This is a genomic window from Glutamicibacter sp. (assembly GCF_050701915.1).
GTDB lineage: Bacteria > Actinomycetota > Actinomycetes > Actinomycetales > Micrococcaceae > Glutamicibacter.
In genome coordinates this window covers 130,796-154,683 of record NZ_JBOGEG010000002.1, presented here as the reverse complement: position 1 = coordinate 154,683, position 23,888 = coordinate 130,796, and the positions used below count along the sequence as shown (strand labels likewise).

Genomic DNA, 23,888 nt, shown 5'->3' with positions numbered 1-23,888 from the left:
GGATTATTCACCATCCAGGATAGCCGGGACCTTGAAGCGGTCCGAGTCCGAATCCGGCGCGTTGAGCAGAACTTCTTCAATGCTCAGCGTCTGCCCCACCGTATCTTCGCGCAACACGTTGGTCAGCGGGATCGGGTGGCTGGTGGCTGGGACGTCGGAGGCGGCGACTTCGCTGACGGACGCGATGGCACCGACGATAGCGTCGAGTTCACCGGTCATTTTGTCCAGCTCTGCGTCGCTCATCTCGATGTGGGCAAGGTGTGCCAGATGCACAACGTCCTCACGGCTGATGGCAGACATATATCTCCCTAGAATGGCGGTTGGGTTTCATAGACAAGTCTATCCCTTACGCGCCCGCCCCAAAGCCTATATGCGGGGCATTAGTTATGCTGTGCGCAATACCAAACCGCTCAGATCCTGCCCGAGGGCGTTCTGCCAGATCCCGATAACACCGGCTTCGGTTGGATCACCGGCTGCCGGTTTGCGGATGATCACCGCGTCTTTGCCCTGGGACTCTCCGCAGACGAGGATCCGCGGATCCTCGGTAAAGGACTCGTACCGGTGCTGCGGAGTGGCTTTCCCGGCCAAAAGTTCCCGGGCCTGGGCGATGAAGATGGGGTCGCCGGCGGCGTCATAGACATAGCGAGGGCCCAGAATCGCGTGCTCGCTCGTTCCCACAAGGTACCGTTCAGCGCCATCAACCGGGGCGTCCCGATAGGTCAGCGGAACGTGGTAAATCACGTCAGAGGTATCGGAGTGGTCAGCGTAGAAGCTCAACTCGATACCGACTTCACCCTGCGGGTCTTCCAGGCGGAATCCGCCGACACTTTCAAGTTTCGGAGCACTCTGACCGGTGTAGAACTCCTGCTTGGCCAGCCAGGCTGCCACCAACTCGGTCTTGGTTGGAGACATAGTGGTGTTGTAGACGATTCCCATGAGCATAGTCTGTCAATTGCTTGGATTAGGCACAAGTGCTGGCGCAATGGTTCTTTGGCCAGCTGATAGCTCCTACGATGGTTTCATGCACACACATGAGCCGTGGAATGAAGTCGAGCAGGCGCAGCAGTACGGCCAGAGCCTGCTGCAAGATGCCGCCATTGAACTGCGCGAGTCTGAGCACGAGGACTTCTCGGTCATGGCCGGGTGGTGGAACGACCCGACCTGGGCGGTGCTCCAGCAACGAACCATCAAACCGCGTCCCGGGACTCCGCTCGTGGAAATGTTCGCCCAGTGGAGCGACAACAAGCCCTCTTCCGGCGATGCCGGCTTCAGCATATTCGAGCGCGGCACCGGTACCTTCATCGGGCACATCACGCTCCATGGCGGCCAGTTGCCGCATCGTGCCGCGCAGCTGGCGGTGATGCTTGGCCCGGACTTCGTCGGCCAGGGTTTCGGCACCCGCGCCACTGCGTTGATGTCCGGCTACGGTTTCCGCGAGTTGGGGCTGCACCGGATCAGCCTGTGCGTTGCGGCCTTCAACCAGAGGGCCATTCGGGCATATGAAAAAGCCGGGTATACCCAGGAGGGACGCCAACGGGAGGTGTACTTCCATAACGGAGAATTCCACGACCAAGTGCAGCTGAGCCTACTCTCCCACGAATACTTCGCCCAGCGGGGCTGACCAGCGCCTCGCGGCGCTACTTCGCGGCTTCCTCCAGCATTGACTTCACCAGCGGTCCGGCCGACTGGGCTCCGCCATCTCCATCCTCGACGAACGCGGCAACCGCCAGATCGCCTTGGGCGGCGATGGCCCAGGCGTGGGCGTTCTTTTCGCTGTCGTATTCGGCGGTGCCGCTCTTGCCGATGATCTTGCCGCTGCCCACTGCCTTCAGATCCTTCAAGGTTCCATGGTCCACGACCTCGGCCATCATGGTGGACAGCTGCTCGGCTTCCTCTTCGCTCAGCGTGGAGGCCGGCTTGGCAGGGGCCTGGGGTTCTGGCGCCAGTACCAGCTTGGGTTGCACGGTGGACTTCGCCTGGATCGACGCCATCACTGTGGCCATGCCCAGTGGCGATGCTTCCACCACGCCCTGGCCGATCATGTTCGCGGCCTGGGTGGTGCCTTCGGAATCTTCGGGCACCGAACCGAAAACTGCACCGGCACCGGTCCCGTCTTCTGCCAGCAAGCCGAGGGCCGCTGCGGCGTCAGCCAGGTTCTTGCCGCCAATTTCCTTTCCCTGATCCACAAAGACCGTATTGCAGGACTGGGCGATAGCCTCGGAAAGCGGGATGGTGCCTACCGCGGAAGCAGGGTAGCCGTCATAGTTCTTGAAGCTCTTGCCATCCACCACCGTGGTTGCCGGGCACTTGACCTCGGTGCCCGGTGTTGCTCCTTCACGCAGCATTGCCAAGGCGCTAACGACCTTGAAGGAAGAACCCGGTGCATACGAGGCTTGCAAGGAGGTGTTCATTCCGGAAGAAACCGGACCCGAGGAGGCAGCGAGGACGCTGCCGTCAGAGGGACGAATGACCACAATGGCCGAGTTCGATTCAGCCTCGGCCAGCAGTTCATCCGCGGATTCCTGCATACCGGTGTCCAACGTGGTCTTCAGATCCTTGCCAGCTGCCGGGGCGGTGGTGAACAGTTCCGCTACCGCTTCATGTTCAGCGTTGTACTGCGACACTGAAACTCCGGCGGTTCCCGAGAGAGTGTCATTGTAGGCGGCCTGCAATCCCGACTGGCCTACCTGGTCACCGGCCTTGACCTTGCCTTCGGACTTCTCGATATTCTCGGCGGTGGCCTTTCCAACGCTGCCCAGCAGTGGACGGGCGAAGGACCGGGTGGGCGCCAACGGCAGCTCGTCGTTGTGGAAGTTGGCACCCGGGATGCCCTTGATTTCCTCGTCGGTAACTTCCCGCGTTGCGTCATCGCGCAAGACAATTGCTTCCACCCACGCTTTGTCGCCAGCGGCCATCACGCGTTGCACGTAGGCTTCTTCGTCGATATCCACCAGCTTGGCCAGCTTCTTCGCTGAGCTTTCCCAGTTCTCCTTTTCGGCATGGGTCTTATCCATGCCGACACGGATCACCGGCCGGTTGGAGACAATGCTTTCACCTTCTGCATCCGTGATGTTGCCACGTGCTGCAGGGTCGAAAGCCGCTTTGAGGTAGTCGCCGGTTTCAAATTCAGGGGCGAGAATTGACGGGTCAAAGCGCAGTTTCCAGGAATCGGATTCCTTGTCGAATTCCCATACAGCCCGGGTGTCATAGCTCAGATCCTTGTCTGACTTGTCGACATCCCACACCGTGGTGATACTCGCGGTAGCTGTCTTGACCCCATCTTGCTCTTCTTCGTCTTCGGCCACCGAACGAACGGTGCTCTCGTGCTTGATTTCGCCCATGGTGCCAAAAGCCGTTTCCTGGGCTTTAGTGGCGTCTTCTGGGCTGAATCCAGCGAATTGCACGCCGCCGAAATCGCCGCTATTCATGGCGGATACCAGCGCATCGGCCGAAGGCGCTGGGTCTGGGGCGCCGGCGCTGCAGGCACTTAGTGCGCCCATGGCTAGAGACGCAACGGACAGGGCGGCAACACTTCGGCGAATAGCACTCATGGCGCCATTCTATTCACGCGCTCAGACAGACCACAACGTGTGCCAGCCGAAGTCATGGGCGGTTCACCTGGTTCTTGGCTGATCTATCTTGGCCGCAGGCTGTAGGCGTAGACAACCAATTCGATATCGGTGTCCGGCACAACCCAGTCGCGTTCGGGATAGTGGACGAATCCGAGGGATTCATACAGGCTCCGGGCAGAAACCCAGCTGCTGCCGGTAGTCAGGGAGACGGCGTTGATTCCAGGAAGGAGCCGTGCCCGTTCGATGGCGGCCACCACCATGGTCCGGCCAACACCGCTGCGCTGCGCGGCGGGATCAACGCTGAGCATGCGGATTTCCAGTTCGTCTGCTCGGGCGATGTCCGCATAGTCGCTGCCCGCGCGGATCAAGGTCATGGAACCGATAATCACACCGGCTCGGCGCACCACATAGATTTCGCTCTGCGCTGCACGCTGGGCCACCTTGCGAACAAAGTTCAGGTACTCGTCCTCCGGGCTGCTGAAATGCCCAGCGGCAAAGTAGGACTCGGCGGTCAGCTCCCCCACACACTGGTAATCGGCAGGCGTGGCGCGCTCGACGGTGAGCTCCCCGTCGATTGCTCGAAAATCCTCATTCAAAGTCATAGTGATTAAAGTGTGCCACCTTGCGCCTGGTCCTTGAACCGCTGCGCATTCCACGGGCTCCGGTAACCTGCCCGCAGTGCGGGCCTTCCGGGATGCAGGCCAGCACTTTGACAGCTTCCGTTCATCGCAAGCGGGACGCAGTTGCTTGCAGGTTCACCGCAGCTCTACGGATTGGCGGAGATGGGCCTCCGTGAATTTATTTCAAAAATCTCTTGTCAAAAGTTTGTTAGTAAAGTTAACTAACACTTATGAATCCATCCGATGGCAGCCTACGAACCATGGCCCGGCGCACCGCATCGCTCCCGTCCCACGGGCGGGAACGCAATCTTGCGCTGTTGCTCCAGCACCTCCACGCGCAGGGTCCGATGAGCAGGGCAGACCTTTCCCGTGCCATCGGGCTTACCCGGGTCACGATCTCGGATCTCGTTTCCGAGCTCCTCTCCCGCGGCCACGTGGTTGAGGTGGGAACCTCTAGCGGCAGCCGGCCAGGCAAGCCCGGCATTCTGCTGGATGTCAATCGCCAAGGGCTGCAGATCATCGCTGTCGATCTGGCGGATTCGGCTGTCATGCGCGCGGCCGTCATGGACGTGGACGGAAACGTGCTGACCCGGGTTGAGCTGGAAACCAACGACGAGAAGGGCGACGCGGCCACCCAACAGGTGGTTGCGCTCACCGCTCGCGCGGTTGCCGCTGCCACCGAGCATGTCATTGGCATCGGCGTCGGAACCCCCGGAATCGTCACAGACCGGGGACTTGTGCTCACCGCACCGAATTTCGGATGGACCGATCTGGATTTACAGGAAATCCTTTCCGGGCATTTCGGGCTTCCCACCCATGTACTCAATGACGCGGACGGCGCCGTCATGGGTGAGCACACCGCCGGCAACGACAGCCCCCACATGATGCTGGTCAAGCTGGGGCGCGGTGTCGGTTGCGGAACCATTGCCAACGGCTCCAGGGTCCGCGGCGCGAATGCCGCATCGGGCGAAATCGGCCACGTCGTGGTCGGTACCGACCAGGGACCGGAATGCGTCTGCGGCAAGCACGGCTGCGTCGAAACCTGGGCTTCCATACCGGCTATTCGCCGCGCGCTGGACCAGCGCCCGGAAGATGTAGCGGAAGGCGCCCACCGAAGCGCCGTCTTGGCCGAGGCGGGCGAGCGCCTTGGCATCGTTCTCGCCCCGATTGTCTCGGTACTGGATCTGCAGGAGCTGGTGCTCGCCGGACCTGCCCGCTTTGTCGATTCCGAGCTGCTCGATGCAGTTCGCGAAACCATCGCGGCACGCACCAACTCCGCGCAACGCGGCCTCTTCTCGGTCCACCTCTCCACCCATCCGGACGATATCGTCCTGCGTGGCGCGGCAGCGAACGTGCTGTTCAACGAATTGGGGGTGGCCTAGCCTATCGCACCTGTGCAATGCCAACCTGATTTTCCGAATTCACTCGCAACACTTTTATCGAGAGGAACCATTGACGTGAAGAAGACGATGCTGTCCCTAGCCGCGGCCCTAGCCGCAGTCATGGGGCTGACCGCCTGCGGCGGAACTGGCGGCGATACCGCCGCGCCCGCGATTCAAATGGACAAGGAGGCAAATGCCGACAAGTCCATCACCCTGTGGCTGGCCGGCGCAGACACCCCGGATGACCTCCGCGCCTATCTGAAGGACACCTTCAAGGAACGGACCGGGGCTTCGCTGAAGATCGAGGAGCAGGGCTGGGGAGATCTGGTCACGAAAATGACCACCGCCCTTCCGGATGCCAATAACACTCCGGATGTCGTCGAGATGGGCAACACCCAATCACCGACGTTCACCTCGATCGGCGCGTTCCTCGATCTCAGCGAGATGTACGAGGACCTGGGCGGATCGAACCTGATCCCGTCCTTCGTCGAAGCCGGCAGCGTTGACGGGACCAAATACACGCTTCCCTACTATGCGGGTTCGCGATTCATGTTCTACCGCAAGGACCTGTGGGAGGAAGCCGGAGTGAAGGCTCCAACGACCTTGGATGAATTCAACGCCGCGGCCAAGTCCATTGCCTCGCAGAATCCACGTGGCATCAAGAATTTCTCGGGCTTCTTCCTCGGCGGGCAGGATTGGCGCAATGCCGTGTCCTGGATCTTCGCCAATGGCGGGGACCTGGCCCGGAAGGACGGCGATAAATGGGTCTCCACCCTTGCCGATGCCAATACGCTCAAGGGCTTGGAACAGCTGCAGGCCATCTACCAGGATGCTTCCCACGCGCCAGCAGATGCCAAGGACGTATCCCCGTGGCTGTACATCAATGATGCCGACCAGATCCTGGACGAAGCTGGCAAGCCCACCGGAAAAACCGAGCTGAACGCGGCCACCATCATGGCGCCTAACTGGGCCCGCTGGTCCATCGGAGATTTGGCCAAGGCCGATGGCAAGGAAGCCCGCAAATGGAACGAGGACAAGTTCGGCATCTTCGCGTTGCCTGGCAACGACGGCAACCCGGCGCCGGTTCTGGCCGGCGGCTCGAATATCGGCATCTCGGCCAAGAGCCAGAACCCGGAACTCTCCAAGGAATTGCTGCGCATCATCTTCTCCGAGGACTACCAGACGATGCTGGGCGAAAATGGTCTGGGCCCGGGAAACCTCGAGTACTCCGCCTCACTGGGCGATGATGCCTTCGCCACCACCGCGGTGGAAGCCATGAAGAACTCCAAGCTGACCCCCGCGGCGCCGGGCTGGGCAGCCGTGGAAACCAACCAGGTACTCGAGGAATTCTTCGGCAAGATCGCCACGGCAACGGATCTGAAGTCCCTGGCTGAAGAATACGACGCCAAGATCACCCCGATGCTGAACCTCGAATAGCAGCAGGTTGCCGGGCGCCGCTGGCGGCGCTCGGCCGCCAGCGGCACCGGAAGATCCCTTCCCTCCCTCCACCGTCTATCGAGGATCTCTACCCATGACTTCCCAGCTCACCGTGCCCGATACGGCCTCGGACCGGCCCCCTGCCGCCCAAGTGGCGGCCAACAAGGCCCCGCGATCACGTGCCTGGTTGCTGATACTTCCCGCGATCATCCTGCTCGCTCTTGCCCTTGGCTACCCGGTGGGCTGGCAGCTGGTGACCAGTTTCCAGGAATTCGGGTTGAAGCAGCAGTTCGGCCAACCGCCAGAAATGGTCGGATTGAAGAACTACATCCAGCTGCTCAGCGACGCGAATTTCTGGATTGTGCTCGGCCGTTCCCTGCTGTTCTGCTTCCTGGCCGCAGGCCTCACGGTTGCCACGGGGTTCTTGCTGGCCCTGCTGATGAAGCAACTGCATACGGCATTCCGCCTGATCTTGCAGGTTGCACTGCTGCTGGCCTGGGCCATGCCGATCGTGGCTTCCATGACAGTTTGGGTCTGGATTGTCGATTGGAGAAACGGGCTGTTGAACTGGGTGCTGGTCAAGCTCGGTGCCGATGCCCAGGGGCACAACTGGCTGGCCGAGCCCACGACATTCTTCATCACCGCGCTGGTCATCGTCATCTGGTCCTCGGTGCCTTTTGTCGCTTTGAGCATTTATGCCGGGTTGACGCAGATTTCCGAGGAAATGCTCGAAGCTGCCGCCATGGATGGCGCCACCGGATGGCAGCAGACCAGGCTGATCATCATGCCGGTCATCGCACCGGTGCTTTCCATCGTCATGCTGCTCCAGCTGATCTGGGACCTCCGGGTGTTCACGCAGATCAAGCTGCTGCAGGATGCCGGCGGTGTCGCCAACGAAACGCATTTGCTGGGTACCTACATCTACCAGGCCGGTGTCGGTTCGGGATCTTTCGGCGTCGCCAGTGCGGTTTCCATCTTGATGCTGCTGATCACCGTCGGAATCAGCTGGTACTACGTCCGCTCGCTGATGAAGGAAGAAAACTGATGCGCACCAAGCTTGCAGGAGGCCTTGCCGCTGCGCTGGCCCTGATCGCGGCCTTCATCTGGGCCTTCCCGGTTTACTGGATGCTCAACTCCTCGATGCTCTCCAACACCGCGTTGCAATCCAGCACCCCTGCCTTCCTGCCCTTGGGCGGTTCCTTCGACAACTTCGCCGCGGTGCTCTCCGATGGCGGCTTCCTACAAGCCCTGGGCGTTTCACTGGCAGTGACTCTTTGCACGGTGCTGGTCTGCCTGTTTGTGGCATTCCTCGGTGCCCTGGCTATCAGCCGATTCCGCTTCCGCGGACGCAAATCGTTCATCCTTGCGCTGCTGCTGATCCAGATGCTTCCCGCAGAAGGCATGTTCATTGCGCAATACAAGATGATGTCCAGTGTCAATATGCTCAATTCCGTCCTAGGATTGACGGTCCTCTACGCCGCGGCAGTCGTGCCTTTCACCATCTGGATGCTGCGTGGATTCGTCGCGGGGGTTCCCGTGGAACTGGAAGAAGCGGCCATGGTCGACGGCTTGTCCCGCACCAAGGCCTTCTTGAAGATCACCTTCCCGCTGCTGGCCCCGGGCCTGGTAGCTTCCGGTGTCTACGCCTTCTTGCAGGCATGGAATGAATTCACCGTGGCGCTGGTAGCCATGACCGAGGACCAGGCCAAGACGCTGCCCTTGTGGCTGCGGTCTTTCATCCAGGCATCAGCAACCAGGGAAACCGATTGGGGCATGGTCATGGCTGCCTCGACCCTGGTTGCGGTGCCCGTCATTATTTTCTTCCTGCTGGTCCAGTCCCGGATGTCATCGGGCCTGGTCGGCGGGGCTGTCAAGGGATAAAGCATGGAAAACTACCACGGAAACCCGACTTTGCGCGATCTGGCCCGGGCAGTGCTCATGCCAGGCTTCTCGGGCACCACCCTGCCATCATGGGTCGCCGAAGAATTGGCATCCGGTTTGGGCTCGCTGTGCATCTACGGCGGGAACATACAAGGCAAGGAACAGCTGTCTTCCCTGATGGGGCATATCCGGCGGATTGCGCCCGAGGCCATTGTTGCCCTGGACGAAGAAGGCGGAGACGTCACCAGGCTGCACTACCGTACAGGTTCCAGCCATCCCGGTAATGCGGTGCTGGGCCGGATAAACGATCTGCACCTCACCCGGGCCAGTGCCCGGGCCATAGCCCGAGAAATGCGCGATTACGGATTCAACCTCAACCTGGCACCGGATGCCGATGTGAACAGCAACGCGCAGAACCCGGTGATCGGTGTACGTTCCTTCGGCAGCAGCCCGCACAAGGTAGCGGCACATGCCGCGGCCTTCACCGTGGGGTTGCAAGGAGAGATGGTAGCTGCCTGCGCCAAGCATTTCCCGGGCCACGGTGATACCGCTACCGATTCGCATCTCTCCTTGCCCGTTGTCATGGCAGGACCCGAACTGCTCGCCGAGCGCGAGCTCGCTCCCTTCAACGCCGCCATCGCCATCGGCATAGCAGCGATCATGACCAGCCACATCATGGTTCCGGCCCTGGACGCGCACAACCCGGCCACATTCTCCGAGGCCATTCTCCAAGACCTGCTGCGCGGCAAGATGGGCTTCGACGGCGTAGTGGTCACCGATGCGCTGGACATGGCCGGCGCCAGCGCGCAGACCGGCATCCCGGTGGCAGCGGTCCGGTCCCTGCGTGCCGGAGCCGACCTGCTGTGCCTGGGCACCGACATGAGCCAAAAAGCATACGAAGAGGTCATCGACGCCATAATCCAGGCCGCCGAAGATGGGACGCTGAGCCTGGTTCGGTTGCGCGAGGCGGCAGAACGCACTTCCACGCTCGCCCGGCACTACCGGGTCGGGGATGCCGCCGCGCCACCGGTCGACCTGCCAACAGGTGATTGGGCACAGGCCTTCGAACTCTCCAGCGCAGTAGCCTCATGGAAAATGAGCCCGGCTCCGGCCCAACTGGTACAGCTGGACTCCGAAAGCAACATGGCGGTGGGGCACGTTCCGTGGGGGCTATCCAGCGTTGCGCACACCGTACCGCCGAGCGCCGTTGCCCGTGGGAGCAAGGTGCTTCTTGCAGCCCGGGGATTATCCCCGTCCCATGAGGCGCATGAAGTGGCCGAGTCACTGCGCGAGGCCGGAGCGCAGGTACTCATCGTCAATTTCGGCTGGCCGGCCGCGGGAGCGGATATCACCACCTACGGCGCTTCTCCGGTGCTGGCACGCACCGTGCTTGAGATGTTGCAGGTCTTTGAGTCGCAAAAGTGCTAGCACGGCAATAAACTGCAAAAATGGATCAGTGCCGGCATGCGATGCTGCTGCATCCAAGCCGTGCAGAGCAAGCCGGCCTCCTGAATTACTAATGATTGGACTGTAGTTTCATGCGCGTTCTGATTGGTTCGTCCCCCGGAGAAGTCGCCAAAATCGCGGCCGACAACGTCCTGGCAGGCCTCGCCCACCACAGTGCTGGAGCTCCTTCCATGCTGGGACTGGCGACCGGATCATCGCCCTTGGGCTTGTACCGCGAGCTGGCCCGGGCCGTGCAAGAAGGACGCGCTGACTTCACCGATGCCCAGGGGTTCGCGCTGGATGAGTACATCGGGATCCCGGACACCCACGAGCAGTCCTACCGCCAGACGCTGATCAACGAGGTCTGCAATGTCATCGGCTTGCCTGCGCACTCCCTGCATGTACCGCAGGGCATGGCCGCATCCGTGGAAGCCATCGAGGCGGCGGCCCGGGCGTACGATGCCTCCATCGCCCAGGCCGGTGGCATCCACGTACAGATTCTGGGCATCGGATCCAATGGGCATCTGGGCTTCAACGAACCAGGCAGCGCGCTGCGAAGCCGCACTCGCATCAAGCGCCTCGCGGCGAACACCCGTGAAGACAATGCCCGTTTCTTCGACGGCATTGAGCACGTTCCTACCCACTGCGTCACCCAGGGCCTAGGCACTATTCTTGACGCCGGCCGCTTGGTCCTGGTGGCCGTGGGTGCGGGCAAGGCCGAAGCCATTGCGGCTGCCGTAGAGGGGCCACTGTCAGCTTCCTGCCCGGCATCTGTCCTGCAGCTGCATCAGGATGCCGTGGTAGTAGTTGATGAAGCGGCAGCCAAGGGGCTGAAGCTGCGTGATTACTACGATGATGCGGCCGAAGAATTAACCGTTGTAGACCTAGCCGTCCGCTAGAACTCCCAGCCAGTGGCATACTTTAGCTATGGCCGTCTACTTTGAATGCGTTACGCAAGCCAGCGTTAGCCGTGCCGAGCTCTTCGAAAAGTCGTTGAGCATCGACGCGCATACCGGATCAATGGCCGACTCGCAGGAAAAGGCAGTGGCTGGAGTTACCAGCGGAACTATCGGCCTGGGAGAGCAAGTTACCTGGCGTGCCAAGCATTTCGGGATTCCCTTCCGGATGACGTCCAGGATTTCCGAGTTGGACGCCCCGCGCACCTTCACCGACCAGCAGGTGCGAGGTCCTTTCAAGTCCTTCCACCATGTCCATGAATTCCATGAGTCGGCTCACGGGACGTTGATGGTCGACAAGATCCGCTTCAGTGCTCCGTTCGGTCCCTTGGGATGGCTAGCCGAACGGCTCGTGCTTGGCTGGTACCTGCCCAAGCTGATCCGGATCCGCAACGACTATCTGGTCAAGGCGCAAGGTTGAGCCTGCTTGCTACCGGCCTCGTGGCTCGATAACCACACTCCATTGGCGCACCGCGCAGGAATTGGCCTCTTCGCATTCTGCGGTCTGCGGCTGCGCCTCGACTATGGCGGTCATCGGACTGGGTAATTCACTGGCATCCACCGGAAGTTCGTGGCTGAATGAACCATCGGCATTAACCGGGATCTTCAGATCCGGACCTTGATCCGATTTGGCTTCGCCTCGCTCCAAGGTTACGGAGTATTCGGTTCCGGCCGGCAAGCCCAGGTGGCAGGCAGGGGCGGAGGCCGCCACAATGACTGTCGTTTCCTGTTCTCCCTCATCATAAATCAGCTGCGGACCTTCAGCTTCGCAATATTTGTCTGCCACGCTATTCGGATTGGCTACGGCGAACAGGATTCCAGCAGTGGCCACGGCAATGAGCACCGCTGAAATCACGCTGACTTTCATGATGAGCGTCGAAATCCTGAGCATGCCGGCCCCATCCCCGTGGCTTGTATTCTGGTCGTCCAGTTGAGCCTATATTTGCTTGGCCAGCAATGGAAGATGCCGGTTGCCACCCTGGACCCGCTGCCGATGCCAGCCAACGCCCATGCAGAAGTCCAGCGCCAAGAAGTCGTTGACCACTTGGTTGGAGAACTTGGTTTCCAGACCCATCTGACTCCTTGGGGAATCTTCATTGGCAAGCCCGATTTCGAGGAGACTGGACGATCCACCATCAAATGGGGCGTCACCTAGCAGGACATTGGATTCTTGAACGGGATTCGCAGGCCTCGCGGATTCACCGACGAGGCTCCCTGCGCGATGTCCGAACGGGAAGCTGCGCTTGCAACGCTTACCGGCACGCGCGGCACCATGAGCGGTGCTGGATTGGAAGTTGGATCCGAGGACTGATCGGCGTCCGCCGGAGGCACTTGGCGCCGGAACTGCATGTACAGTGGATTAGTCGCTTAGACGGCAGTAAACCGCTACCCATATCAAGGCCAATGACCCCGATGCAGCAGACCTCGCCAGCCAGCTACCCAATTGCGGTGCGAAAAATCGCCTTAGTGGTTTCGCACCTGCTCTCCCCCATCATCTTGGCGACCGTGCTGCTGCTGGCAACGCCATTGCGGGATTCTTCGGTGCGCTGGATCGAGTCGCTTGTTGCTGCCCTGTTCACCACGATTATTCCGTGGCTGATCCTGGCCGGAGCTAAACTGCGGGGCAAGGTCACCGATATGCACGTGACCGTGCGGCACCAGCGGCATGGGATTTACGCCTACACCGCAGGATTGATCTTGTGCGGCCTGCTCGTGCTGCTGATCATGGATGCCACTACCGGGATCTTCCTCGAAGTGCTCAGTATCCTGCTGGGATTGGCGTTTGTTGCCGTGATCAATTTTTGGTGGAAGGTCTCGGTGCACCTGGCTGTGGGCACCTACGTTGTTTTGCAGGTGGCGGGACAGCAGATCGAAATGATGCCGCTAGTGGTGTTCTTCCTAGCGGTGCTTTCCTGGGCCCGCATCCGCAGCTACCAGCACACCGCCACACAGGTGTGCGGCGGTGTAGCCGTGGGCATCGCCATCCATTATGCGCATCAGTGGATGGCAGCATTGCTTCTTTAAGCGTTCGGCTCCGCGAGCTTGGCTGGATCTACCAGTCCAGCGTACTGCCAGCCCGGGTTGCTGCTGGGCCGGCCTACCTGGCATCCGGCTTCTTCGGCAATCAGCGCGCCGGCAGCCCAGTCGTATTCCTGGGTGCCATATTCGGCGTAGGCGTCCAAAGACCCCTCAGCCACCAGGCACAGGTCCAGCGCGGCCGAGCCGAGGCGACGCACATTTACGTAGTCTTGGAGCATTTGCCCAAGTACCTGGGCTTGGAACTGGCGGCGCTGGGAATCATAACCAAAGCCAGTTGCCAGGATCTTGGTCTCAGATTCTGCCGGCCCGGTGAGCCCGGTGAGCTTTCCGGAACGCAGGTCAAGCTTCCAGGCGCCCAATGACTTGCCGGCGAAGTATTCCACCTGCAATGCAGGGGCGACAATGGCCGCAGCTACCCAGGTCTCGCTGCCATCATCATTGCGTTGGCAGACGCCCACCGAGGAGCAGTAATAGGCAATGTTGCGCACGAAGTTCGTGGTGCCATCCAGCGGATCAATGCTCCAGCGCAAGCCGCTAGGGTTCGCAGGCTTGGCACTAGGATATTCCTCGCCGGTCAACTCGTCGTTGGGCCGGGAAGTCAGGATGGCCGCGCGAATCGCTTCCTCGGCGGCGCGGTCGAAGTCGGTCACCCAGTCCCCGGCCGCCGACTTGTCGGTGAGATTGAACTGGGATTCATCGCGGCGGCTGAGTACTTCAGCGCCGGCGGCGGCAGCCCGGCGGGCCACCATTACCAGCGGATCATGAGTTACTGCACGGTCCATTTCTAACCTTCCGTTGGTGCGGCGAGGGCTACCTCGCGCGCTGCGTCTGGGCCTTGTTCAAGCAGGACGCCGAATCCGGCTTCGTCCAGTACCGGAACACCCAGGGACTGGGCCTTGTCCAGCTTTGAACCTGCGGCTTCGCCGGCCACCAGGAAGTCCGTCTTCTTCGAGACGCTGCCGGTCGCCTTGCCGCCGCGGACAATGATCGATTCCTTGGCGGTATCGCGAGAATAGTTGTCCAAGGTACCGGTCACAACAATGGCCAAGCCTTCGAGGTTCTTGGTGATGTTCGCATCTTGCTCGTCTTCCATCTTCACCCCGGCGGCCTGCCAGGAGGCGACAATTTCGCGGTGCCAATCCACCTTGAACCAGTCCACCAGTGCTTCGGCAATGATCGAACCGACGGAATCGATTTCGCTCAGTTCAGCCTCGGCGTTGCCCGAGTCCAGTACTCCAAGCAGGGCATCCATGGAACCATAGCGGGTGGCAATGGCCCGCGAAGCGTTCGGGCCAACGTGACGGATGGACAATGCCACCAGCACGCGCCACAGTGGGTTGCCCTTGGCCTTTTCCAGCTCATCCAGCAGCTTCATGGTGCTTTTGGTTGGTACCGACGGCTTCTTGGCGGTGGCCTTGGAGTAGAAGTACGGGACCAGCTCGAATTTGCCGGTGCCTTCCCCCTTGGAACGCTTTTCCCGCCATACCTTGACCTCGCCAAGCTCATCGAGCATGTCCTTGAGATTGAACAGTTCAGCTTCATTTTTCAGCGGGCCGGGGCCAGCAGGCAAAATGATGCCGCCCTGGGTTGCAGGATCCTCACCCGGACCGCTGGTCAGGGCCGCTGCTGCTTCGTAGCCAAGTGCTTCAATATCCAGTGCGCTGCGTCCGCCGAGGTAGGCCACGCGTTCGGTGAGCTGGGCCGGGCAGGATTCAGCGTTGAGGCAACGAATGTCCACATCGCCTTCCTTGGCCGGCGCCAGTGGCTGCCCGCAGGAAGGGCATTCGGTAGGCATGACGAAATCACGCAGGTCATCGTTGCCTTCACGCAATGGAAGCACCGGGCCAACGATTTCCGGGATGACGTCTCCAGCCTTGCGCAGGATGATGGTGTCGCCAATTTTGACGTTCTTAGCCTTGACGACTTCCTGGTTATGCAGGGTCGCGCGCGCAACGGTGGAGCCAGCGACGAGGACCGGTTCCATCACGCCGAAAGGCGTCACGCGGCCGGTGCGCCCCACCTGGACCTGGATGTCCAGCAGCTTGGTGTGCACTTCTTCTGGCGGGTACTTGTAGGCTACGGCCCAGCGTGGAACACGCGAGGTGTAGCCCAGCTGTTCCTGGGTGGCCAGGTCATCGACCTTGATTACGATGCCATCGATGTCATGGATCAAATCGTGGCGCTTCTCGCCGTGCTCGGCAATGTAGTCCTTGGCTTCCTGACGGCTGCCGACAACGCGGCCGTAGGGCGAAACCGGAAGACCCCAGTTGCGCATCAGCTCATATGCCTGGGACTGTTCAGCCAGGTTGAAATCGCGGCTGCGGCCAAGGCCGTGCACGAACATGCGCAGCGGACGCTTGGCAGTCTGTTCCGGGTCCTTCTGGCGCAAGGACCCGGCGGCCGCGTTGCGCGGGTTGGCCAGAGGCGCCTTGCCCTGCGTAATCAATGCTTCGTTGAACTTGTTGAAGTCATCGGTGGCAATGAAGACTTCGCCACGGACTTCGAATTCTTCAGGCCAGCCGGAGCCGGACAGCTCCTGCGGGATATCGCCGATGGTCAGAGCATTGTGGGTAACATCTTCACCGGTGGTGCCGTCGCCGCGGGTAGCCGCGCGAACCAGCTTGCCCTCACGGTAGGTCAGGTTCAGGGCCAGGCCATCGATTTTGACTTCGCACAACCACTTGACCGGGGTCTGCGGGTGCAAGCGTTCGGCATTGATCTGGGCACGTTCGAGCCACGCTTCGAGCTCATCGAGTGAGAAAACGTCTTCCAGCGAGTACATGCGGCTTGCGTGGGTGACCGATGCGAAGGCGGCGGAAACTTCGCCGCCGACTTCCTGCGTGGGCGAGTCCTGTCCAGCCAGGATGGGATAGGTTGCCTCAAGCAGCTGAAGCTCATGGAACAACGCATCGTATTCCACGTCGGAGACCAACGGAGCATCGTTTTGGTAATACGCCTCGCGGTGGGCACGGATCTGCTCGACCAGCTGTTCATAGCGGGACTTGTCAGCTTCTGGCGGAACGTTGGTGGCCTCAACTGGTGTTACGTCTTTTTCACTCACGTATTCAATTGTGCCCCACCGGCGGACAGTTTAGCTGGCTTGGAGCCCTAGTTCCCAGGTGCGTCAGGTTGCGCGGGCTCAGCTGCCAGCACGTCAAGGACAATCACCGCGACGTTGTCCCGGCCGCCAGCTTCCAGCGCGGCCCCGGTGAGAATTCTGGCCGCTTCGGTGCGGTCCTTGTAGTTCACCAGCAAGGTCTGCAAGATGTCTTCGGTCAGTTCGCCCGAGAGCCCGTCGCTGCACAGCATGTAGCGGTCGCCGATGCGTGGCTGCAAGACGGTGAGATCCGGCTGGCTTTCGGCGCCTGCGCCAAGAGCACGGGTAATCAGATTCCGGTGCGGATGATTGCGGGCTTCCAGCTCGGTGATCTGCCCGGCATCCACCATTTCCTGCACGGCCGAGTGATCACGGGTCAGCTGTTGCAGGGCGCCGTCACGTAGCCGGTAGCCGCGCGAGTCTCCCACATTGACCAGCAATAGGCTCGGGATCTCTTCGGTGACCAACGGGATCGGCTCGGTAGCTGGAGCCAAACTGGCGCGGTGGTTCTCCAGCATTTGCGGAGTGATCTTGGAGATGACGTCAGTGTTCTGCGTCATCGCGAAGCTTGAGGTCCACGGTGGCACGGCGGCAAGCGGAGCTGTCACGTTGTCCCGGCCTTTGCCCGGGGTCTTGATCTGCACTAATGCGCACAAGGTAGTGCCGCCACGCGATTCAAGTGCTTCGCGAATGCGGTCGTCAGCCAGCTGCACCTGGCGCTGGACATCTGGCACGGATGGCAGTTTCCGAACCGAAGTCTTATTGGCGAAGGTGCAGATTTCCTGCATGGTTTCTACCGCTAGCTGGCTGGCCACCTCGCCAGCTTCGTGACCGCCCATGCCGTCGGCTACCGCGTACACGATGTCGTGCATCAGGATGCGGTCCTGGTTTTGCGTTCGTTTCCGGCCCACGTCCGTCAACCCTGCCGCGGCAAGGATGAACGGAACCGGTGCTGGTTCTTTAGCCATTAGTCAATCACCAGTCCTGCTCCCTCGCCTGCGGAGAGCTCATAGGGTTGAATGTCTCCAAAGCCACGCACCGCGGTAATTTCCTGGGCGGTGAGCACGAAGCGGGCGTCATTGCGCAGGGTATTTGCGGTAATCGCGTCGGTCAGCACGGTGCCTGGTTCCGCCAGCGAGGTCAGCCGAGCTGCCATGTTCACCGTAGGACCGTAGATATCACCCAGGCGCGAAAGCAACCGTCCCCAGACCACCGCACCGCGGGTTTGCGGGAAAAGCTCATCCTTGGCCAGCTCGCGCGACAAGGACAACGCAATCTCGGCGCCGGCCTGCGGGGTTTCGGCCACGTAGAGCACTTCATCGCCGATGGTCTTGACCAGGCGGCCACCGCCCACGGAGATGACTTCGGCGCATTTGGCTTCGAAGCGCTGCACCAGCTGGGCCAGGGTGCGCTCGTTCATGCGGCGCGAAAGCGAAGTGTAGGAGACCAGGTCGGCAAAGCCCACCGCACGAGCCAGTGGCAGCGGGGTGCCGCCATCTGCGTCGCCACGGTCTTGGTTGTAGGCAGCCACACCGGTTTCCACCCGCAATGCCATGCGGTGCACGGCGGAGTTCAATTGGCGGCGCCACGAGTAGAGCAGCAAGTCCTCAATGGCGGGAATGATTTCGGGCAGCAGGCTGAAAAGCTGGCGGCGGGCCTGGCGGTCCGACAAGTTCTGGTTGGCGATCATGTCCTCAACCAGGGCTTCGATCTGCCAAACCACCATGCGGTCAGTCATCTGGCCGACCGAACGCATCAGGGAAATGGCGGTTTCTTCGGTCAGCTTGCCTTCGCGGACCATGCCCACCATGGTGCCCAGGGCTTCCTTGTCGGCCTGGGTGAAGAATACTTCATCGTCGCTGAGTTCAGGGAAGCCGATGGCACGCCAGAGCTTGCGCGCCGAGTGCAGGGAAACACCAGCCTCGGAGGCGACCTCTCGACGTCGGAATTCGCGTTGGCCGCCGATTAGCCGCCTTTCCAGCGAGGCGACGGTGTCGCGGACAGCGTCTGGGGTGTGGGCCGGAATGCGCAGGGGGCCTTCCATGGCCTCAGCAAGTTCGAGAATTGGATCCGACTCGGCAGGGGTGGCCACAGGAGGGTGCTGGCGGGCGCCGCGGACAGCCTCAGCGGCGGACTGCGGAGAGTCTGCTCGGGGTGTGTTGGTGTGCTCGGTGCTCATGCCCCCATGCCCTCACTGTTCGTCGTTTCGGTGTGCGCCACATTCTGGTTGCTGCGCAGGTTCGCCATCGCCTCCATTGCCAGAGAACGGAAATACGGTACCGAGGGGACATGTGAGAGTCTCACGTATCCCTGGTTCAGCACGATATCCAAGGTTCCCGCACGCGTCATGGCGTTTTTCGCCTTGCCGTGCGCGACTAGGTCGCGAACTGTAAATAATCCTACAGATTGCAGCTTGCCATCGTTGTATGTGGGTCGGAACATGATCCGCTCGGTGGTCAAGACGATTTGGCTGCGTAACCACCGGGCCCATGGAATCACGCTCCAGATGAGCACCAATGCGGCCCACAGGACCACCGAAACGATCATCCACACATTCGCATTGTCAGCTAGCCAGTCCGAGAGATCGTCCCGGGAAAGATAACCCAACGAGAAGGTACACAGGGCAGTCAATACGAGGAAGGCTCCCACGGGCTGTCGCAGCACTCGGGAATGTTCACGAGTTTTGATAATCACTCGTTCCCTTTCATGCAGCGGCAACTTCATCGTGTTGTTCCTCGCCCCTCCTGTTCTCGACTCCGTGCTTCGGTCATCATTTCCAATAATAGTCCCGGGCCAATACCCAAGTCTGGTTAGGCATACTTTCCGTCGGCGCGCCGTACGTGGTGCACGTCGCCTGCCATCACGTGCTTGCGCTGCCCGGATCCATATTCCAGAACCAATGAGCCATCTGCGCCCAACTCGACCGCGTTGCCAACTAACGTGGATCCGTCGGGGAATTCCACACGCACCTCATGTCCCAGGGTGGCCAGCTTGCCGCTGACTAGCTGGCGCAAGGATTTTCCATTATTTCCCGGCAACGGCATCTGGGCAAAGCCGCCGACCTGGCGGAAACTCTGATCCAAGGCTGCGAATTGCTTCAGGTATTCAGCCAGCAATTCGGTGCGGCTAAGGTTCTGGGCGCCGGCCAAACGCAGGGAAGTCGCGGTAGGCACCGGAAGCTCGTCCCGGTTCTGGTTCACATTGATTCCGGTTCCTACCACTACCCCGTAGCCGTTGCCAGTTGGAATCATTTGCGCCAGTATGCCGCAGACTTTCTGCTCGCCGGCCAGCAAATCGTTGGGCCATTTGATACCCAATGGAACGCCGCCGATCTTCTCGGCTGCTCGGCTCCAGGCCAAGGCCGCAAGCATGGTGTACCAGGACAGGGCTTCGGCAGGGAAGCTTGGACCGGGCACCGCCAAGACGCTGACGGTGAGGGAGGATCCTGCCGGGGTTACCCATTCACGGCCCAAGCGCCCCTTGCCGGCCTGCTGGTGCTCCGTGAAGTACACGCTGAGGTGGCCGGCTTCGCCATTGCTAGCCAGTTGCGCCAGCTCGGTATTGGTTGAACCGGAGATTGGCTTGAGATTGACCAGCCCCAATCCCAACTGGGCGGTGAGCTCGTTGAAGATCCGGGAATCGAGAGCTGCGCGGTCGGTGCCATGCGGGTTTTCCATACGTCCAACCCTATGGCACCGGCCGATTATTACGCCTAGTCTTAACTCCTCGTCCGCCTAGAGGAAGATGTCTTCAACCAGCGGGATCTCTGGGTTCAAGGTGTACTTCCCCAGGTCCGTCTCGCCAGCCAGTGTCAGCACCTGGCCGTCGGTGAAGAAGTTTCCGCTGACTCCGGCTGGCGAGCTGGCAAGAATGGCCATGGCGGCATCTGCCACCACCGAAGCGTCGCGCGCTCCCTGAACCATTTTCTGTCCGCCCGGCAGGTTTCGGATGGCTGCGGTATCGATCAAGGTTTCCGGCCAGAGCGAGTTCACGCCGACGCCATCTTCCTTCAGCTCTTCAGCTAGCCCAAGGGTGGTCAGCGACATGCCGTATTTGGCCATGGTGTAGGCCAAGTGCTGTCCAGCCCACTTCGGATCCAGGTTCAGCGGAGGGGAAAGGGTGAGTATATGGGCATGCTCGGATGCGCGCAGGTACGGGAGCGCGGACTTGGACAGCAGGAAGGTGCCGCGGACGTTGATGTCCTGCATCAGGTCGTAGCGCTTCATATCAAGCTGATCGGTCTTGGCCAGGTTGATGGCCGAGGCGTTGTTGACCACGATGTCGATACCGCCGAACTTTGCAACTGCTTCTTCCACTGCGCGCTGCACATCGGCGTCCACGCGGACATCGCCAACTACGGCCAGGCCCTTGCCGCCTGCTTCATCGATCTGCGAAACGGCGGTGTGGATGGTCCCTTCCAGGGTCGGATGCGGCGTATCGGTCTTGGACAGCAGGACGACATTGGCCCCCTGCTTGGCTGCGGCCAAGGCGATGGCCAGGCCGATGCCGCGGCTACCGCCGCTCATCAAGATGGTGCGGTTTTTCAGGTTCCCGGGAACAGGTGCGATAAGAGTGCGCGATTCACTAGTCATGTGATATAGATTACGCGATGATCCGCTACTAAGCTACTGTTCAGTAACTTATTCTGGCGTGCCACGCACCAGATATCGGGCCATTTTGTAAGGTTCCTACAAACAAATGAGCTGTTTGCCCAGCTAGACTGGCTTAGTTGGCATTTTTCTTGTGCCATTCCTACACATTGAAGACAACTCGAGGGAGTCGAAGGCATGACGCAGGGCAGAACCGAGGCAGCCGAGTCAATCGACCTGTCCACCACCGCCGGAAAGCTTGCTGAGTTCCGCCGCCGCCAGAAGCTCGCTGAAGCGCCAAGTGGCGAAGCCGCGATTGAAAAGCAGCACTCCCGCGGCAAGCACACTGCCCGCGAACGCATTGAAATGCTCATGGACGAGGACTCCTTCGTTGAGTTTGATGCCCTCGCAGTCCACCGCTCCACCGCCTTCGGCATGGAGAAGAAGAAGCCATTGGGCGATGGCCTGGTCTCCGGCTACGGCACCGTCGATGGCCGCCTGGTGGCCGTCTACTCCCAGGACTTCACCGTCTATGGCGGCTCCCTGTCCCAGGTCAATGGCGAGAAAATCGTCAAGGTCCAGGAATTCGCGCTGCGCAACGGCTGCCCAGTTGTCGGCATCCTGGATGGCGGCGGTGCCCGCATCCAGGAAGGCGTCGCTTCCCTGGCCATGTTCGCTGACATCTTCCGCAACAATGTCCATGCCTCGGGCGTTGTCCCGCAGATCTCGCTGATCATGGGCCCATCGGCCGGTGGTGCAGCGTACTCCCCTGCACTGACCGACTACGTGATCATGGTCGACAAGACCAGCCACATGTTCATCACCGGTCCGGACGTCATCAAGACGGTTACCGGCGAGGAAATTGACATGGAAACCCTGGGCGGCGCCCGCCAGCACAACGCCAATACCGGTACCGCCACCTATCTTGCTTCCGATGAAGAAGACGCCGTGGAGTTCTGCAAGGAACTGCTCGATTTCCTCCCATCTTCCAATCTCTCGGATCCGCTGATTGCTGAATTCGATGAAGAGCTGGATGTCACCGCCGAGGACCTGGAGCTCGATACGCTCATCCCGGATTCTGCCAACCAGCCTTATGACATGCGCACTGTCATCGAGTCGGTTGTCGACGACGAGCATTTCTTTGAAATGCAGTCGCTGTACGCACCGAACGTGATGATTGGCTACGCCCGCATCGAAGGACGCACCGTGGGTATCGTCGCCAACCAGCCAATGCAGTTCGCTGGCACCTTGGATATCGCCGCCTCGGAAAAAGCTGCCCGCTTCGTGCGCAATTGCGACGCCTTCAACATCCCGATCCTCACCTTCGTGGACGTGCCAGGCTTCCTGCCGGGCAAGGACCAGGAATTCCAGGGCATCATCCGCCGCGGCGCGAAGCTGCTCTATGCCTACGCCGAGGCCACGGTGCCGAAACTGACCGTGATCACCCGCAAGGCCTACGGCGGAGCGTACATCGTGATGGGTTCGAAGAAGCTGGGCGCGGACTTGAACCTGGCTTGGCCTACCGCGCAGATCGGCGTGATGGGTGCCCAGGGCGCTGTGAACATCCTCTACCGCCGCGACCTGGCCGCCGTGGAAGCCGAAGGCGGAGACGTCGAGGCCCGCCGCAAGCAGATCATCGACGACTACGAGGCCGAACTGCTTAACCCTTACCAGGCGGCGGAGCTGGGCTACGTGGATGCGGTCATCGCCCCGAGCGAGACCCGCTTCCAGCTGGTTCGCGGCCTGCGCGCACTGCGCGAGAAGCACGCCACCCTGCCTCCAAAGAAGCACGGCAACATCCCGCTGTAAGCAGCAGTTCCTGCCCGCCTAGTACCAGCTAAAACCAAAAAGGAGCACTCCGATGGAACAGAACACTGCGCCGACTGTTGCCCCGCAGATTCGCGTCACCAAGGGAAACCCCAATGACGAGGAATTGGCGGTGGTCACCGCGTTGCTCGCTGCCATGGGTAACACTCCGGCTCCTGCGCCAGAGGCCGCAGAGCCCACGAAACGTGTGGCCCGGATCCGCCGACGCCGAGCGCTGGCCCCGCGTTTGGGCTGGACTATTGGCCGGCGCTAAGGCTTCCTGAGAGCGATGGCCCGGAAAGTTCCCTAGAGGGACTTTCCGGGCCATTGCTCTTTGCCGTGCGGCTGGCAGCCTAGTCTTCGTCGGGAACTTCGAAGTCCAAGATCGTCAGGTCTGCGCGAGTCACCAAATGCGAACTCACCGCATGTTCCACCAGCCGAGCCCTGCGGTTCGTGGCCAATTTTCCGGGTCCCCCACGCAGCCCAGCAACGCCGGCCTTGTCCAACTTGTCGCAGACGTTATCGAGTTTGCGATTGAACTTTGTTATTCCCCACCCCAACCGGGCAGCGGCAGCGGCGCTCGTGGGAATTGAACTCAAGCCGGTGCCTTCACGGCGCAACATCGGTTCAGCCAAAACAACGACCAAGGCCCGCTGGGCACTGGTCAGCAGCACCGGGCCAATGGTGGTTTCGCCCGAAGCATCGTAATCCATGTAGGCCTGCCGGAATGCTGGCTGGGCAACAAGAATCGATAGCTCGTAGGTGGTGGGACCGGCGGTGAAAACAACGCCCACCCGATTGAGCACCAGGGGCAGGCTCGATTCTGGCGATAGCCAGGCTTGCAGGCCACCAGTTCGGTCAGCAATCGTCGCGGTCAGCCGGCTACCGACGTTATTAAGCCACCACAGCCCGCTTTGCTTGGTAACCGTCAAGAAGTGCCGGTGCAAGTAAGGATTGTCGTCGATGGCGAGGTCGCCTTCTCGGCCGATGGTGAAGGGCTTGGCGTCTAGGACAGGATAGTACTGTCCGCAGTACTCGATAGTTACTTCACTCATCGTCCTT

At 60.8% G+C, this 23,888-nt stretch carries 25 protein-coding genes; 12 read left to right on the top strand and 13 right to left on the bottom strand.

The features are described 5' to 3' along the window. Positions 1 to 3: 3 nt before the first annotated feature. Positions 4 to 300: an Asp-tRNA(Asn)/Glu-tRNA(Gln) amidotransferase subunit GatC gene (gene gatC / locus ACRDT3_RS02770; protein ID WP_038989805.1), complete on the bottom strand. Its 297-nt coding sequence runs from the start codon at positions 298 to 300 to the stop codon at positions 4 to 6. Between the two features lie 84 nt (positions 301 to 384). Further along, positions 385 to 942 carry a maltokinase N-terminal cap-like domain-containing protein gene (locus tag ACRDT3_RS02765; protein WP_431491500.1) on the bottom strand — a complete coding sequence of 186 codons (558 nt, stop codon included), beginning with the start codon at positions 940 to 942 and terminating at the stop codon, positions 385 to 387. A 79-nt stretch (positions 943 to 1,021) separates the two neighbouring features. On the opposite strand from ACRDT3_RS02765, the gene ACRDT3_RS02760 reads away from it, so the two are divergent. After that, entirely contained in the window at positions 1,022 to 1,621 is a 600-nt protein-coding gene (locus ACRDT3_RS02760) for a GNAT family N-acetyltransferase (RefSeq protein WP_431491499.1), read from the top strand. Between the two features lie 16 nt (positions 1,622 to 1,637). Here ACRDT3_RS02760 and ACRDT3_RS02755 read toward each other — a convergent pair whose 3' ends face one another. Next, on the bottom strand, positions 1,638 to 3,551 hold the full coding sequence (locus ACRDT3_RS02755; RefSeq protein ID WP_431491498.1) for a penicillin-binding transpeptidase domain-containing protein: 1,914 nt from the start codon (positions 3,549 to 3,551) through the stop codon (positions 1,638 to 1,640). Between the two features lie 83 nt (positions 3,552 to 3,634). Continuing rightward, positions 3,635 to 4,174 (bottom strand): GNAT family N-acetyltransferase, encoded by a 540-nt coding sequence (locus ACRDT3_RS02750; RefSeq protein ID WP_431491497.1) that lies wholly within the window; start codon positions 4,172 to 4,174, stop codon positions 3,635 to 3,637. A gap of 365 nt (positions 4,175 to 4,539) precedes the next feature. Between ACRDT3_RS02750 and ACRDT3_RS02745 the strand changes: the two genes are divergently transcribed. From ACRDT3_RS02745 to ACRDT3_RS02715, 7 genes are all read left to right on the top strand, one after another. Next, positions 4,540 to 5,574: an ROK family transcriptional regulator gene (locus ACRDT3_RS02745; RefSeq protein WP_431491496.1), complete on the top strand. Its 1,035-nt coding sequence runs from the start codon at positions 4,540 to 4,542 to the stop codon at positions 5,572 to 5,574. Between the two features lie 75 nt (positions 5,575 to 5,649). Continuing rightward, the gene (locus ACRDT3_RS02740; protein WP_431491495.1) at positions 5,650 to 7,011 is read left to right on the top strand and encodes an extracellular solute-binding protein; all 1,362 of its coding nucleotides are present in this window, start codon (positions 5,650 to 5,652) and stop codon (positions 7,009 to 7,011) included. A 94-nt stretch (positions 7,012 to 7,105) separates the two neighbouring features. Continuing rightward, positions 7,106 to 8,056, top strand: a complete 951-nt coding sequence (locus ACRDT3_RS02735; protein WP_431491494.1) for a carbohydrate ABC transporter permease — start codon at positions 7,106 to 7,108, stop codon at positions 8,054 to 8,056. Continuing rightward, positions 8,056 to 8,892: a carbohydrate ABC transporter permease gene (locus ACRDT3_RS02730; protein ID WP_431491493.1), complete on the top strand. Its 837-nt coding sequence runs from the start codon at positions 8,056 to 8,058 to the stop codon at positions 8,890 to 8,892. Before ACRDT3_RS02735 ends, ACRDT3_RS02730 begins: the two co-directional genes overlap by 1 nt. 3 nt (positions 8,893 to 8,895) lie before the next feature. Further along, positions 8,896 to 10,320, top strand: a complete 1,425-nt coding sequence (locus ACRDT3_RS02725; RefSeq protein ID WP_431491492.1) for a glycoside hydrolase family 3 protein — start codon at positions 8,896 to 8,898, stop codon at positions 10,318 to 10,320. 110 nt (positions 10,321 to 10,430) lie between these two features. Further along, complete coding sequence (gene nagB, locus ACRDT3_RS02720; RefSeq protein WP_431491491.1) at positions 10,431 to 11,237, top strand: glucosamine-6-phosphate deaminase; 807 nt, start codon at positions 10,431 to 10,433, stop codon at positions 11,235 to 11,237. Between the two features lie 28 nt (positions 11,238 to 11,265). After that, a complete protein-coding gene (locus ACRDT3_RS02715; protein WP_431491490.1) occupies positions 11,266 to 11,715 on the top strand; it encodes an SRPBCC family protein in 450 nt (149 codons plus the stop codon). A 9-nt stretch (positions 11,716 to 11,724) separates the two neighbouring features. Here the strand turns inward: ACRDT3_RS02715 and ACRDT3_RS02710 are convergent, their stop codons facing one another. After that, positions 11,725 to 12,186, bottom strand: a complete 462-nt coding sequence (locus tag ACRDT3_RS02710) for a hypothetical protein (RefSeq protein ID WP_431491489.1) — start codon at positions 12,184 to 12,186, stop codon at positions 11,725 to 11,727. A gap of 72 nt (positions 12,187 to 12,258) precedes the next feature. On the opposite strand from ACRDT3_RS02710, the gene ACRDT3_RS02705 reads away from it, so the two are divergent. Continuing rightward, the gene (locus ACRDT3_RS02705) at positions 12,259 to 12,450 is read left to right on the top strand and encodes a hypothetical protein (protein WP_431491488.1); all 192 of its coding nucleotides are present in this window, start codon (positions 12,259 to 12,261) and stop codon (positions 12,448 to 12,450) included. A 257-nt stretch (positions 12,451 to 12,707) separates the two neighbouring features. After that, on the top strand, positions 12,708 to 13,319 hold the full coding sequence (locus ACRDT3_RS02700) for a hypothetical protein (protein ID WP_431491487.1): 612 nt from the start codon (positions 12,708 to 12,710) through the stop codon (positions 13,317 to 13,319). Here ACRDT3_RS02700 and ACRDT3_RS02695 read toward each other — a convergent pair. From ACRDT3_RS02695 to ACRDT3_RS02665, 7 genes are all read right to left on the bottom strand, one after another. Further along, the gene (locus ACRDT3_RS02695) at positions 13,316 to 14,116 is read right to left on the bottom strand and encodes an inositol monophosphatase family protein (RefSeq protein ID WP_431491486.1); all 801 of its coding nucleotides are present in this window, start codon (positions 14,114 to 14,116) and stop codon (positions 13,316 to 13,318) included. The two genes, ACRDT3_RS02700 and ACRDT3_RS02695, sit on opposite strands and share 4 nt — an antisense overlap. A 2-nt stretch (positions 14,117 to 14,118) precedes the next feature. Then, positions 14,119 to 16,395, bottom strand: a complete 2,277-nt coding sequence (gene ligA, locus ACRDT3_RS02690; RefSeq protein ID WP_431491485.1) for an NAD-dependent DNA ligase LigA — start codon at positions 16,393 to 16,395, stop codon at positions 14,119 to 14,121. A gap of 47 nt (positions 16,396 to 16,442) precedes the next feature. After that, complete coding sequence (locus ACRDT3_RS02685; protein WP_431491484.1) at positions 16,443 to 17,399, bottom strand: PP2C family protein-serine/threonine phosphatase; 957 nt, start codon at positions 17,397 to 17,399, stop codon at positions 16,443 to 16,445. Beyond that, a complete protein-coding gene (locus tag ACRDT3_RS02680) occupies positions 17,399 to 18,610 on the bottom strand; it encodes an adenylate/guanylate cyclase domain-containing protein (RefSeq protein ID WP_431491483.1) in 1,212 nt (403 codons plus the stop codon). The genes ACRDT3_RS02685 and ACRDT3_RS02680 overlap by 1 nt, the downstream gene beginning before the upstream one ends. Beyond that, entirely contained in the window at positions 18,607 to 19,155 is a 549-nt protein-coding gene (locus tag ACRDT3_RS02675) for a hypothetical protein (RefSeq protein ID WP_431491482.1), read from the bottom strand. Before ACRDT3_RS02675 ends, ACRDT3_RS02680 begins: the two co-directional genes overlap by 4 nt. A gap of 86 nt (positions 19,156 to 19,241) precedes the next feature. Then, positions 19,242 to 20,108 carry a biotin--[acetyl-CoA-carboxylase] ligase gene (locus tag ACRDT3_RS02670; protein WP_431491481.1) on the bottom strand — a complete coding sequence of 289 codons (867 nt, stop codon included), beginning with the start codon at positions 20,106 to 20,108 and terminating at the stop codon, positions 19,242 to 19,244. 57 nt (positions 20,109 to 20,165) lie between these two features. Next, positions 20,166 to 21,023 (bottom strand): SDR family oxidoreductase, encoded by an 858-nt coding sequence (locus ACRDT3_RS02665; RefSeq protein ID WP_431491480.1) that lies wholly within the window; start codon positions 21,021 to 21,023, stop codon positions 20,166 to 20,168. A gap of 195 nt (positions 21,024 to 21,218) precedes the next feature. Between ACRDT3_RS02665 and ACRDT3_RS02660 the strand changes: the two genes are divergently transcribed. Both ACRDT3_RS02660 and ACRDT3_RS02655 read left to right on the top strand, forming a co-directional pair. Next, on the top strand, positions 21,219 to 22,829 hold the full coding sequence (locus ACRDT3_RS02660; RefSeq protein ID WP_431491479.1) for an acyl-CoA carboxylase subunit beta: 1,611 nt from the start codon (positions 21,219 to 21,221) through the stop codon (positions 22,827 to 22,829). A 52-nt stretch (positions 22,830 to 22,881) separates the two neighbouring features. After that, entirely contained in the window at positions 22,882 to 23,100 is a 219-nt protein-coding gene (locus tag ACRDT3_RS02655) for an acyl-CoA carboxylase subunit epsilon (protein ID WP_431491478.1), read from the top strand. Between the two features lie 79 nt (positions 23,101 to 23,179). Here ACRDT3_RS02655 and ACRDT3_RS02650 read toward each other — a convergent pair whose 3' ends face one another. After that, positions 23,180 to 23,881, bottom strand: a complete 702-nt coding sequence (locus ACRDT3_RS02650; protein ID WP_431491477.1) for a hypothetical protein — start codon at positions 23,879 to 23,881, stop codon at positions 23,180 to 23,182. Between the last annotated feature and the right edge of the window lie 7 nt (positions 23,882 to 23,888).

Coding starts and splice junctions, on each gene's coding strand:
- ACRDT3_RS02680 (WP_431491483.1), bottom strand. CDS start 18,610: ATGAGCACCGAGCACACCAACACACCCCGAGCAGACTCTCCGCAGTCC.
- ACRDT3_RS02675 (WP_431491482.1), bottom strand. CDS start 19,155: ATGAAGTTGCCGCTGCATGAAAGGGAACGAGTGATTATCAAAACTCGT.
- ACRDT3_RS02755 (WP_431491498.1), bottom strand. CDS start 3,551: ATGAGTGCTATTCGCCGAAGTGTTGCCGCCCTGTCCGTTGCGTCTCTA.
- ACRDT3_RS02710 (WP_431491489.1), bottom strand. CDS start 12,186: ATGCTCAGGATTTCGACGCTCATCATGAAAGTCAGCGTGATTTCAGCG.
- ACRDT3_RS02655 (WP_431491478.1), top strand. CDS start 22,882: ATGGAACAGAACACTGCGCCGACTGTTGCCCCGCAGATTCGCGTCACC.
- gatC (WP_038989805.1), bottom strand. CDS start 300: ATGTCTGCCATCAGCCGTGAGGACGTTGTGCATCTGGCACACCTTGCC.
- ACRDT3_RS02700 (WP_431491487.1), top strand. CDS start 12,708: ATGCAGCAGACCTCGCCAGCCAGCTACCCAATTGCGGTGCGAAAAATC.
- ACRDT3_RS02735 (WP_431491494.1), top strand. CDS start 7,106: ATGACTTCCCAGCTCACCGTGCCCGATACGGCCTCGGACCGGCCCCCT.
- ACRDT3_RS02730 (WP_431491493.1), top strand. CDS start 8,056: ATGCGCACCAAGCTTGCAGGAGGCCTTGCCGCTGCGCTGGCCCTGATC.
- ACRDT3_RS02665 (WP_431491480.1), bottom strand. CDS start 21,023: ATGACTAGTGAATCGCGCACTCTTATCGCACCTGTTCCCGGGAACCTG.
- ACRDT3_RS02765 (WP_431491500.1), bottom strand. CDS start 942: ATGCTCATGGGAATCGTCTACAACACCACTATGTCTCCAACCAAGACC.
- ACRDT3_RS02695 (WP_431491486.1), bottom strand. CDS start 14,116: ATGGACCGTGCAGTAACTCATGATCCGCTGGTAATGGTGGCCCGCCGG.
- ACRDT3_RS02685 (WP_431491484.1), bottom strand. CDS start 17,399: ATGGCTAAAGAACCAGCACCGGTTCCGTTCATCCTTGCCGCGGCAGGG.
- ACRDT3_RS02745 (WP_431491496.1), top strand. CDS start 4,540: ATGAGCAGGGCAGACCTTTCCCGTGCCATCGGGCTTACCCGGGTCACG.
- ACRDT3_RS02715 (WP_431491490.1), top strand. CDS start 11,266: ATGGCCGTCTACTTTGAATGCGTTACGCAAGCCAGCGTTAGCCGTGCC.
- ACRDT3_RS02650 (WP_431491477.1), bottom strand. CDS start 23,881: ATGAGTGAAGTAACTATCGAGTACTGCGGACAGTACTATCCTGTCCTA.
- ACRDT3_RS02760 (WP_431491499.1), top strand. CDS start 1,022: ATGCACACACATGAGCCGTGGAATGAAGTCGAGCAGGCGCAGCAGTAC.
- ACRDT3_RS02660 (WP_431491479.1), top strand. CDS start 21,219: ATGACGCAGGGCAGAACCGAGGCAGCCGAGTCAATCGACCTGTCCACC.
- ACRDT3_RS02725 (WP_431491492.1), top strand. CDS start 8,896: ATGGAAAACTACCACGGAAACCCGACTTTGCGCGATCTGGCCCGGGCA.
- ACRDT3_RS02670 (WP_431491481.1), bottom strand. CDS start 20,108: ATGGAAAACCCGCATGGCACCGACCGCGCAGCTCTCGATTCCCGGATC.
- nagB (WP_431491491.1), top strand. CDS start 10,431: ATGCGCGTTCTGATTGGTTCGTCCCCCGGAGAAGTCGCCAAAATCGCG.
- ACRDT3_RS02750 (WP_431491497.1), bottom strand. CDS start 4,174: ATGACTTTGAATGAGGATTTTCGAGCAATCGACGGGGAGCTCACCGTC.
- ACRDT3_RS02705 (WP_431491488.1), top strand. CDS start 12,259: ATGCCGGTTGCCACCCTGGACCCGCTGCCGATGCCAGCCAACGCCCAT.